This window comes from Mesorhizobium yinganensis (assembly GCF_040081985.1).
Lineage (GTDB): Bacteria > Pseudomonadota > Alphaproteobacteria > Rhizobiales > Rhizobiaceae > Kumtagia > Kumtagia yinganensis.
The window spans coordinates 20,615-28,437 of sequence record NZ_JBEBMH010000048.1; the positions used below are offsets into that span (position 1 = coordinate 20,615).

Below are 7,823 nucleotides of genomic sequence, written 5' to 3' on the forward strand. Positions count from 1 at the left end.
TTCTGCGCAAAGGCGTCCAACGGTAGCGAAAGGCGTACAATAGCACGTCAGACAATTGATATCGAATTCGTATTAAACCTTACCAGTTTCCTTATTTGACTTGCAAAGTTTGCGGGCCGCATGATCCCCGCCACAAGAACAAGCCGTCCAAAGCAAGAGATGGCCATCTAGGCCGCTATCCTCAGGGGAACTGATCATGTCCAACTTTTCGCGACTCTCCTTACCGAATCTTAGCCGACGCAACGTTTTGCAGATGGCCTCGGCCACGGCCGCAGCCGCCGTCATGCCGCGTATCCTGAACATCCCCGCGGCCTATGCGCAGGCCGGTTCCACGCTGGTCGTCGCGGCGCCCGCCACGCCGCAGAGCCTCGACTGCAACTTCGACGTCAGCCTCGGCACGTTCGAGGCGATCGCCGCGCTCTATGACGGGCTTCTTGGCTTTGAGAAAATCCCCGATCCGGGCGTGCCGGATGCACGCCGCGAAGACATCGCCTTCCACGCCGACAAGATGGGCGGCGTCAACATGGTCGGCAAGCTCGCCGAGAAGTGGGAGCTCGATCCGTCCGGCAAGCGCGCGGTGTTCACGCTGCGCCGGGGCGTCAAGAGCAACTGGGGCAACGAACTCACCGCGGAGGACGTGCGCTGGACCTGGAACCGCGCCTTCGAACTCGGCGCGCTGGGTGCATTCTACACGGCCGTCTGCGGCCTCAAGTCTCCCGAGGACATCAAGGTAGAGGACAAATACGTCGTCTCCTTCAACGTCGCCGAGCCGAACCCGCTGCTGCTCAAGATCCACACCAACCTGTACACGCCGGTCTACGACAGCGTGAAGTGCAAGGCCGAGGGCGGCACGGAAGATCCGTGGGCGCGCAAATTCATCGAGAACAACAGTGCCGGTTTCGGCCCGTATCAGTTGCAGCAGTTGACGCGCGGCCAGCAGGCGGTGTTCCAGGCCCGTCCCGATTATTACGGCGGCAAGCCGGCCATCGACACGGTGGTCTTCAAGGAAGTGCCGACCTCGGCGTCGCGCGTCCAGCTTCTTCAGGGCGGCGCGGTCGACATCGCCCAATATCTCCAGCCGCTCGAAATCATCAGCATGAAGAAGGTGCCAAGCGTCGCGGTCGAGACCGTGCCGGCCTCCTTCATGATCTGGATCGAGCTCAACGCCAAGATCGCGCCATTCGACAATGTCGACGTGCGCCGGGCCATGAACTTCGCCTTCCCGCAGCAGGAAGTGATCAAGGCCGTCTATCAGGATCTCGCCAGCCCACTGAACGGCTGCATGCCCAACATCTATCCGGGTTTCGCCGGCGACTTCTACTCTTACGAGCACAATCTCGACAAAGCCAAGGAGCTTCTGACCAAGGCCGGACAGGGCGGCGGCTTCAAGACTTCGCTCGCCTACAATGCCGGCGATCCGGTGCAGGAGCCGATCGCCATCATCTATCAGTCGGCGCTGCGCAAGATCGGCGTCGAGGTGGAGCTGAAGAAGGTTCCGGCCGGCTCGTTCTACAACTTCGTCACCGACCGGAAGCAGCCGATGATCTTCTATGTCGACAGCCCGTGGTGCCCGGATCCCGGCTACTCGCTGACCCTCTATTTCGACAGCAAGAGCTATGTGAACTACAGCAATTACGCCAACGCCGACGTCGACAGGCTGCTTGCAGAGATGGCGGCGACCGCCGACGAGAAGGTGCGGCTGGACAAAGCCAAGGAGGCCCAGAAGATCATCATGGACGAGGCGCCGTGGGCTTTCGTCGCCTATCCGAACTACACCATGGCGCGAAAGGCAGACCTGAAGGGATGGACCTATTACACGTCCAACAACATCCGCTTCCAGGACTTCAGCCGCTGAGACTGGCATGACCGCGGGTCCTTCGTCGGGGAACATCGCCCCCGACGCAGCCGTGCGGACGGAAGCAGTCACCAGCCCTGCGTCCGGACGGCTGTCGTTTTTCCTCGCCGTGCTGCGCGCGCGGCCGCAATATGCGCTCGGCTACGGCATCGTTCTGGTCGTCGTCCTGCTCGCCGTCTTCGCGCCCTGGATTGCGCCGTTCGATCCCGAGCAGGCGAACCCGATCGCCTTCCTGCAGCCGCCGGGCTGGCCGCATCTCATGGGAACCGATGCGACTGGCCTCGACATTTTCTCCCGTGTCATCCACGCACCCCGCATCGACCTGGCCATCGCACTCGCCGGCACACTGGTTTCGGCCGTGGTCGGATCGATCCTCGGTGCCGCGGCCGGCTATTACGAAACGCGGCGCGGCCTCGGCACCTTCCTCTCCGGCTTCATCATGCGCAGTTCCGACGTGCTGCAGGCCTTCCCGGTCTTCGTCTTCGCCATTGCCGTCGTCGCCGTGCTCGGACAAAGCCTGCACAGCATCGTGCTGGCGGTCGCCTTCGTGAACGGCCCGATCTATCTGCGCCTGATGCGCAGCCAGGTGCTGTCGGTGCGCCGGCTTCGCTATGTGGAAGCCGCCTACATCGCAGGCGTATCGGACCTGACGATCCTGACCCGACACGTCATCCCCAACGCCATTGCGCCGGTGCTGGCCCAGCTCTCAGTCAACATAGGCTGGGCGATCCTGCTGACCTCGGCGCTCTCCTTCATCGGGGCGGGCGTCGAGGCGCCGACGCCAGAATGGGGCAGCATGATTGCCATGGGCTACCAGAACATCATCACCGGCCACTGGTGGCCGTCGATCTTTCCGGGACTGGCGCTGGCCGTCACCATCTTCGGCTTCTCGCTGATCGGCGCCAGCGTCGAGGTGCTGGCCGATCCTGTGCGCCGCCGCCGCCTCGCAGGCGAGATCCAGCGCAGCGGCAAGCTCAATCGTCGCGCCACAACCGGGTAGGATGGGATCATGCAGATTCTTGCCTACATAGGGCGCCGCCTGATTTTCGTCGGACCGCAACTGATCGGCATATTGCTGGTCAGCTTCCTGCTGCTGAAGCTCATTCCGGGCGACCCGGCGGTCATGATGCTCGGACCCTTCGCCACCGATGACGGGCTGGCACGGCTGCGCGCGGAACTTGGGCTGGACCGCTCCGTCATCGAGCAGTTCGGCATCTATCTCTGGCGGGTCGTCCATGGCGATCTCGGATCGTCCTGGCAGACGACTATGCCGGTGACGTCCGATCTCGCCCAACGTTTTCCAGCGACGCTCGAACTGGTGACGATTTCGCTACTTCTCGCGCTCTGCATCGGCCTGCCCCTCGGCGTTGCCGGCGCGCGCAACAAGACCGGCATCCTGCGCAAGATCGCCGACTATTACGGCCTCGTCGCCGGCGCTCTTCCCGACTTTTGGTTCGCGCTGGTGCTAATCTTTGTCCTCTACACCATACTGGGCATCGCGCCGGCGCCGCTCGGGCGGATCGACTTCACGGTCATCCCGCCTCCGGACGTGACGGGCTCCCTGCTCATCGACAGCCTTATCGCCGGCAACTGGGATGCCCTGAAAAACGCGGCAGGCCATCTCATCTTGCCGGTGCTGACCCTCGGCCTGATCAACGCCGCGCCGATTTTGAAGATGACGCAGTCGACCATGGAGCGCATGCTGGAGGCCGATTTCAGCCGCTATGCCGAAATGTGCGGCCTGCCGCCGAAGATCGTGGCGCGCAAGGCGCTGCGCAACTCGCTGCCCTCGGTCATCACCATCGTCAGCGTGCTATACGGCTTCCTGATCGGCGGCGCAGTGCTGGTCGAGATTGTGTTCAGCTGGGGCGGGGCCGGACAATATGCCGTGCAGGGCGTGTTGAATGCCGACCTCAACCCGGTGATGGGCTTCGTGCTGTATTCGGCCATACTGTCGCTGGTGATCTACCTACTGGTGGATCTGATCTATTTCGCGATCGATCCGAGGACGCGCTGATGTCGGCCGCACCCACGAACAATCCGATCGATATTTTCAACGCGCCGATCCTGGACTGCGAGAACGTCACGGTCGCGTTCCCGCAATACGGCACGGCGGCCTCGGTCGCACTGCGCGATGTCAGCCTGACCTTGCGCACCGGCGAAGTATTGGGCCTGGTTGGCGAGTCCGGCTCCGGCAAGACCATGCTGGCGCGGGCCATCATGCGATTGATCCCCCCGCCCGGCGAGATCACCAGGGGCTCGATCCGTTTCGGCGGCAAGGATCTGGCGGAACTCGATCAGGAGTCGCTGCGAAAGATCCGCGGCCGAGATGTCGCCATGATCATCTCGAACCCGCGCGGCGAGCTCGATCCGCTCCAGACTGTCGGCCAGCAGATCGCCAACGTGCTGCGCCACCATCTCAACCTCGACAGGAAAGCGACGCGCGAGCGCGCGCTCGACCTGTTGAAGCAGGTCAGCATCCCAGACCCGCAGCGGCGCCTCGACGCCTATCCGCATGAACTGTCCGGCGGCATGGCGCAGCGCGTGGTCATCGCCATCGCGCTTGCCTGTTCGCCGCGCTTCATCATTTCCGACGATGCGACCAGCGGCCTCGACGTTACCGTTCAGGCCCAGGTGCTGGAATTGATCCGCAAACTCGTTAGCGAGCGCGGCACCTCGATGATGTTCATCACACGCGACATCGGCATCACCGCTCATTATTGCGACCGCATCGCCATCATCTATGCCGGCGAGATCATGGAGATCGCTGATCGGGAGGTCTTCTTCGACGATCCTCAGCACCCCTACACGGTTCTGCTGCTCGCAGCCTTCGCGCAAAACGAACGGTTGCGCCGCTATTGGCTGGGCGAGGACAAGGTGCGCGAGAGCAGCGGGCCGAGCGCGACAGGGTGCTCGTTCCAGCACCGCTGCGTAAGGTTTCAGGAGCGTTGCCGCAGCGAACACCCTGCCCTCGTCGAGCGCCAGCCCGGCCACCTGGTTCGCTGCCACTATCCGGTGGAGCGGCCATGAGCCTTCTGGAAATCCAGGACCTCGTCCAGCATTTTCCGATCGCCGGTTCGAAATCGGTCGTGCGCGCGGTCAACGAGGTGTCTTTCTCGCTGGAGAAAGGCGAGACGCTGGCGCTGGTGGGCGAATCCGGTTCCGGCAAGACGACGATCGGCCGCTGTGTGCTCGGCCTTATCCGGCCGACCGGCGGCCGCATCAGCTTCCGGGGGATAGACCTCGGCGGGAGCAAGACCGTGCGCTCGCTGGAACTGCGCGGCAAGCTGCAGCTCGTCTTCCAGGAACCGACGGAATCGCTCAATCCCCGCCAGCGCGTGTTCGAGCAGATCGACGAACCTTTGCGCGCCTTGAAGGTGCCGCGGCCGGACCGGGAGAAAAAGGTTCGGGAGGCGGCGCGCCGCGTCGGCCTCGCGGAGGCGCTGCTCGACCGTTATCCTGCCGAGATCAGCATGGGTCTTCAGCAGCGCGTCGGCATCGCGCGCGCCATGATTTCAGACCCGGAAGTGGTCGTGCTCGACGAACCTACATCGGCGCTCGACCCGACGGCGCGCGCCGAGATCATCGACCTGCTCATCCGCATCCAGCGGGACCTAGGCACGTCCTATCTATTCATCAGCCACGATTTGTCGGCCGTGCGCCAAATCAGCCACCGGATCGCCGTTCTCTATCTAGGCAAGATCGTGGAACAGGGACCATCCGCCACGCTTTTCGCGCAGCCGTCGCATCCCTATTCGGTGGCTCTGCTGTCGTCCGTGCTGCTTCCCAATCCGCGCATCAGGAGCGGCCGCGCGATCCGCCTTTCCGGCGAGATCCCAAGCCCGATCAACCTGCCGCCTGCCTGCTATCTGGCCGGGCGCTGTCCGCTGGTGATCGATCCTTGCCGGGAAAAGATGCCGCCGGTCGAAACTGTTTCGGCCAACCATGCTGTGCGCTGCTACCGCCATGGCGAAGTGGCGAAGCTCGTGCCGGATTTCGACAGTTTCGGGCGCTTCCAGAGCGAAGCCGACAGGATATTGGGTGCCGGCGTGCCGGCGCAGTGAACAACGCAAAGGAGTCTACGATGGGCAAACTGGATGGCAAGGTCGCCGTTATCACAGGCGGCGCGAGCGGGATCGGGCGCGGCGTCGCCAACCTGTTTGCCAGCGAAGGGGCTTCGGTCGGCATCTTCGACCTGGACAAGGGCCGTGCCGAGCAGGTCGCGAAGGAAGTCGCCGCGCATGGCGGCAAGGTCGCGATCGCCGCCGGCGACGTCAGCAGGGAGGACGACGTCAAGGCGGGGCTAAAATCACTTGTCTCCGAATTGGGCGACGTCGACATCATGGTCAACAATGCCGGCATCGATACCACGCATGAGCTCGATGGCATGGCGACGGACATGTGGGACCGCATGATCGACGTGCATCTGCGCGGCACCTTCCTGTTCACGCGCGAAGTGCTGCCGGCCATGAAGCGCAAGAAATGGGGCCGCATCATCAACCTTTCCTCGCAGCTCGCGCACAAGGGCGCGCCGACAATGGTGCACTACGTCGCAGCGAAATCCGGCATCATGGGTTTCACCCGGTCGCTGGCCTACGAGGTGGCGCGCGAAGGCATCACCGTGAACTGCGTCAACCCCGGCCCGATCAACACGCCGCTGCTCAACGGCCTCCCGCAGGACTGGCTGGAACGCAAAAGGGGCGAACTCCCTATCGGCCGCTTCGGCGAAGTCAGCGAGGTGGCGCCGGTATTCCTGCTGCTGGCGTCGAATGAAGGATCGTATTTCATTGGCGCCAGCCTTAACGTCAATGGCGGTGATTACATGATTTGAAGAAAATTGACGAAGTCTGGCTCGCTCATGTCGGTGAACGTTGCAATGGTGTCGGTGCCGGCTTGTTCGCCGGCCTAGTCTCGAATTCAGCCTGGCCGGCGGATCTCGAATGGCGCGGCCTTCATATGACCCGCGTCAGGCGCACATTCACAAGGAAACCGAGTCCGCCGAGCCGATTTGCAGCAACTAGGAAAGGAGCCTGGCTATTCTTTAAGTCAGAAATTCCTAACCGACCTGACGCTCGATCCGCCGGAGGCGGCCAGCTATCGCGCCGGCTCGCCACATCTCGACAAAGACTAGCTGATCTTCTCACGATCCACCTGGCCAAGGGTCGGGAGTGGAAGAAGGTCTTCATGGTCAATGCGGTCGACGGATGCATCCCGGTCGACCTGGCGACTGGAGAAGAGGCCGGCATTGAGGAGGAGCAGAGGTTGCTTTGCGTGGCGGTGACGGGGCGAAAGACGCGCTGCATCTGATCACGCCGCAACGTATCTACGCCCGGTGGCCAACTCCAGACAAACCTGGCCACCGCCACGATTATGCCTCGCGCTCCCGGTTCATACACAGTCGGCCGTGAAGAATCGTGAAGCTTCTGAATTCCCTAGGAATTCGCGGTGTCGAAGTTTTGCGGATTGCAGGAAACGATCGGTTTGTGGGTTGTTTTCCTGCAATTCGTTTTGTGGTTTTGCTTCCATGCGAGGCGTGATTCACGGGCGATATCGCGGTGCATCGGAGCCATGGGATGGGCAAGCCACGCGAATTGGGCGAGACGGGAGAGCAGGATTTGTTCCGCTCGCGGCTCGACCAGATCATCAACATGAATCACGAACTGGTGCGGCTGGCGCGGGCGATTGACTGGCCGGTTCTGGAGGCGCGTTTCGGCTCGGTCTATTCGGATGGACCGGGCATGCCGCCCTTGCCGACGCGGCTGATGGCGGGGCTGGCGATCCTCAAGCACACGTTCGACCTGTCGGACGAGGCGCTGTGCGCGCGCTGGGTGGAGAACCCCTATTTCCAGTATCTCACTGGCGAGGCGTTCTTCCGCCACGACCTGCCATTCGAGCGCTCGTCGATGACGCGCTGGCGTCAGCGCATGGGCGAGGAGCGGATGACGGCGCTGCTTCAGGAAAGCCTCGC

The 7,823-nt window shown here is 62.7% G+C and carries 8 protein-coding genes; all 8 read left to right on the forward strand.

The window, feature by feature from the left end:
• Window positions 1–253 precede the first annotated feature (253 nt).
• Window positions 254–1,855, forward strand: a complete 1,602-nt coding sequence (locus ABMA59_RS35030; protein ID WP_349009977.1) for an ABC transporter substrate-binding protein — start codon at window positions 254–256, stop codon at window positions 1,853–1,855.
• A 7-nt stretch (window positions 1,856–1,862) separates the two neighbouring features.
• Complete coding sequence (locus tag ABMA59_RS35035; RefSeq protein WP_349009978.1) at window positions 1,863–2,855, forward strand: ABC transporter permease; 993 nt, start codon at window positions 1,863–1,865, stop codon at window positions 2,853–2,855.
• Between the two features lie 9 nt (window positions 2,856–2,864).
• A complete protein-coding gene (locus ABMA59_RS35040; RefSeq protein WP_349009979.1) occupies window positions 2,865–3,872 on the forward strand; it encodes an ABC transporter permease in 1,008 nt (335 codons plus the stop codon).
• Complete coding sequence (locus ABMA59_RS35045) at window positions 3,872–4,885, forward strand: ABC transporter ATP-binding protein (protein ID WP_349009980.1); 1,014 nt, start codon at window positions 3,872–3,874, stop codon at window positions 4,883–4,885. Before ABMA59_RS35040 ends, ABMA59_RS35045 begins: the two co-directional genes overlap by 1 nt.
• Entirely contained in the window at window positions 4,882–5,919 is a 1,038-nt protein-coding gene (locus tag ABMA59_RS35050) for an oligopeptide/dipeptide ABC transporter ATP-binding protein (protein ID WP_349009981.1), read from the forward strand. Before ABMA59_RS35045 ends, ABMA59_RS35050 begins: the two co-directional genes overlap by 4 nt.
• Window positions 5,920–5,939: 20 nt before the next feature.
• Entirely contained in the window at window positions 5,940–6,686 is a 747-nt protein-coding gene (locus ABMA59_RS35055) for an SDR family NAD(P)-dependent oxidoreductase (RefSeq protein WP_349009982.1), read from the forward strand.
• 353 nt (window positions 6,687–7,039) lie between these two features.
• Window positions 7,040–7,162, forward strand: coding sequence for a hypothetical protein (locus ABMA59_RS35060; RefSeq protein WP_349009983.1), 123 nt, complete (start codon window positions 7,040–7,042; stop codon window positions 7,160–7,162).
• A 266-nt stretch (window positions 7,163–7,428) separates the two neighbouring features.
• Window positions 7,429–7,823 (forward strand): transposase (locus ABMA59_RS35065; RefSeq protein WP_349009984.1); only part of this gene is annotated, 395 nt, incomplete at its 3' end.

Coding starts and splice junctions, on each gene's coding strand:
- ABMA59_RS35050 (WP_349009981.1), top strand. CDS start 4,882: ATGAGCCTTCTGGAAATCCAGGACCTCGTCCAGCATTTTCCGATCGCC.
- ABMA59_RS35030 (WP_349009977.1), top strand. CDS start 254: ATGGCCTCGGCCACGGCCGCAGCCGCCGTCATGCCGCGTATCCTGAAC.
- ABMA59_RS35055 (WP_349009982.1), top strand. CDS start 5,940: ATGGGCAAACTGGATGGCAAGGTCGCCGTTATCACAGGCGGCGCGAGC.
- ABMA59_RS35035 (WP_349009978.1), top strand. CDS start 1,863: ATGACCGCGGGTCCTTCGTCGGGGAACATCGCCCCCGACGCAGCCGTG.
- ABMA59_RS35045 (WP_349009980.1), top strand. CDS start 3,872: ATGTCGGCCGCACCCACGAACAATCCGATCGATATTTTCAACGCGCCG.
- ABMA59_RS35060 (WP_349009983.1), top strand. CDS start 7,040: ATGGTCAATGCGGTCGACGGATGCATCCCGGTCGACCTGGCGACTGGA.
- ABMA59_RS35040 (WP_349009979.1), top strand. CDS start 2,865: ATGCAGATTCTTGCCTACATAGGGCGCCGCCTGATTTTCGTCGGACCG.